The following is a 2984-nucleotide window of genomic DNA, read 5'->3' as shown; positions in this document are numbered from 1 at the left end:
AATGGAGAGCCTGGCGATGACCTACTTTCACACGGGTAGTCCGCACTATCATCGGCGCGAAGTCGTTTCACGGTCCTGTTCGGGATGGGAAGGGGTGGTTCCGACTTGCTATGGTCACCAGGCATAAAGGGTTGCCGGACTGGCTTGGGGCCAATCTGGCGTATTGGGATGTAGCGTGTGGGTTGTGCTGTATGGCACGTATGCGGATACCAGCGGCGCGTATCGAACGCGCTAAACGCACTGGTTATAGGATCAAGCCTTACGGGCAATTAGTACTGGTTAGCTTAACGCATTACTGCGCTTCCACACCCAGCCTATCAACGTCCTGGTCTTGAACGACCCTTCAAGGAGCTCGAGGCTCCAGGGAATCCTCATCTTCAGGCGAGTTTCCCGCTTAGATGCTTTCAGCGGTTATCTCTTCCGTACATAGCTACCCTGCGATGCCTCTGGCGAGACAACAGGTACACCAGCGGTACGTCCACTCCGGTCCTCTCGTACTAGGAGCAGCCCCCGTCAAGATTCCAACGCCCACGGCAGATAGGGACCAAACTGTCTCACGACGTTTTAAACCCAGCTCACGTACCTCTTTAAATGGCGAACAGCCATACCCTTGGGACCGGCTACAGCCCCAGGATGAGATGAGCCGACATCGAGGTGCCAAACACCGCCGTCGATATGAACTCTTGGGCGGTATCAGCCTGTTATCCCCAGAGTACCTTTTATCCGTTGAGCGATGGCCCTTCCATTCAGAACCACCGGATCACTATGTCCTGCTTTCGCACCTGCTCGACTTGTCGGTCTCGCAGTTAAGCACGCTTTTGCCATTGCACTTTAGGTACGATGTCCGACCGTACCAAGCGTACCTTCGAACTCCTCCGTTACACTTTGGGAGGAGACCGCCCCAGTCAAACTGCCTACCATGCACTGTCCCCGACCCGGATTCACGGGCCTAGGTTAGAACCTCAAACAAACCAGGGTGGTATTTCAAGGACGGCTCCACGAGAACTGGCGTCCTCGCTTCAAAGCCTCCCACCTATCCTACACAGATCGGTTCAAAGTCCAATGCAAAGCTGCAGTAAAGGTTCATGGGGTCTTTCCGTCTAGCCGCGGGGAGATTGCATCATCACAAACACTTCAACTTCGCTGAGTCTCGGGAGGAGACAGTGTGGCCATCGTTACGCCATTCGTGCAGGTCGGAACTTACCCGACAAGGAATTTCGCTACCTTAGGACCGTTATAGTTACGGCCGCCGTTTACCGGGACTTCAATCAAGAGCTTGCACCCCATCATTTAATCTTCCGGCACCGGGCAGGCGTCACACCCTATACGTCCACTTTCGTGTTTGCAGAGTGCTGTGTTTTTATTAAACAGTCGCAGCCACCATTTTATTGCAACCCCTTCACCCTTCTGGCGCAGGCCAGTCAAGCTACCAGGGCGTACCTTATCCCGAAGTTACGGTACCAATTTGCCGAGTTCCTTCTCCCGAGTTCTCTCAAGCGCCTTAGAATACTCATCTCGCCCACCTGTGTCGGTTTGCGGTACGGTCTCGTATGACTGAAGCTTAGAGGCTTTTCTTGGGACCCCTTCCGATTGCTTCGCAGCACTAGGCCGCTCGCCCCACATCCTTGAATCCTGCGCCCGGATTTGCCAAAGCGCCTTCTCCAATGCAGGGACCGGGACTTCCAACACCCGGACAACCTTCCGCGATCCGTCCCCCCATCGCATCATACGACGGTGCAGGAATATTAACCTGCTTCCCATCAGCTACGCATCTCTGCCTCGCCTTAGGGGCCGACTCACCCTACGCCGATGAACGTTGCGTAGGAAACCTTGGGCTTACGGCGAGGGGGCCTTTCACCCCCTTTATCGCTACTCATGTCAGCATTCGCACTTCCGATACCTCCAGCATCCTTTACAAGACACCTTCACAGGCTTACGGAACGCTCTCCTACCACGCGCACAAGGCGCGTCCGCAGCTTCGGTGACTGGCTTAGCCCCGTTACATCTTCCGCGCAGGACGACTCGATCAGTGAGCTATTACGCTTTCTTTAAAGGGTGGCTGCTTCTAAGCCAACCTCCTGACTGTTTTAGCCTTCCCACTTCGTTTCCCACTTAGCCAATCTTGGGGACCTTAGCTGGCGGTCTGGGTTGTTTCCCTCTTGACACCGGACGTTAGCACCCGATGTCTGTCTCCCGTGATTGCACTCTTCGGTATTCGGAGTTTGCTATGGCGGGGTAATCAGCAATAGACCCCCCAACCATGACAGTGCTCTACCCCCGAAGGTGAGACACGAGGCACTACCTAAATAGTTTTCGGAGAGAACCAGCTATTTCCAGACTTGTTTAGCCTTTCACCCCTATCCACAGCTCATCCCCTAACTTTTCAACGTTAGTGGGTTCGGTCCTCCAGTACGTGTTACCGCACCTTCAACCTGGCCATGGATAGATCGTCTGGTTTCGGGTCTACACCCAGCGACTCAATCGCCCTGTTCGGACTCGCTTTCGCTACGCCTTCCCTAACCGGTTAAGCTTGCCACTGAATGTAAGTCGCTGACCCATTATACAAAAGGTACGCCGTCACCCGTTGCCAGGCTCCGACTGTTTGTATGCATGCGGTTTCAGGATCTATTTCACTCCCCTCCCGGGGTTCTTTTCGCCTTTCCCTCACGGTACTGGTTCACTATCGGTCGATCACGAGTATTTAGCCTTGGAGGATGGTCCCCCCATCTTCAGACAGGATTTCACGTGTCCCGCCCTACTTGTCGTACCCCTAGTTCCACAACGCGGTTTTCGCATACAGGGCTATCACCTGCTATGGCCGGGCTTTCCATCCCGTTTTGCTAACCACACTGCTAAAAGGTACAAGGCTCATCCCATTTCGTTCGCCACTACTTTGGGAATCTCGGTTGATTTCTGTTCCTGCAGCTACTTAGATGTTTCAGTTCGCCGCGTTCGCTTCCCACACCTATGGATTCAGTGTGGGA

Annotated in this window: 2 rRNA genes (1 of these 2 cut by a window edge); both read right to left on the bottom strand. The window is 54.1% G+C overall.

Annotation, left to right across the window (positions count from 1 at the left end):
- Window positions 1-8: 8 nt before the first annotated feature.
- Window positions 9-122 (bottom strand): 5S ribosomal RNA (gene rrf, locus B551_RS12925).
- A gap of 126 nt (window positions 123-248) precedes the next feature.
- Window positions 249-2984 (bottom strand): 23S ribosomal RNA (locus B551_RS12920); it runs 145 nt beyond the window's last position.

It is taken from the genome of Cupriavidus sp. HPC(L) (genome assembly GCF_000307735.3).
Classification (GTDB): Bacteria; Pseudomonadota; Gammaproteobacteria; order Burkholderiales; family Burkholderiaceae; genus Cupriavidus.
Note: the sequence above shows the minus strand (reverse complement) of the source record. Positions and strands in the feature narration are given on the sequence as shown.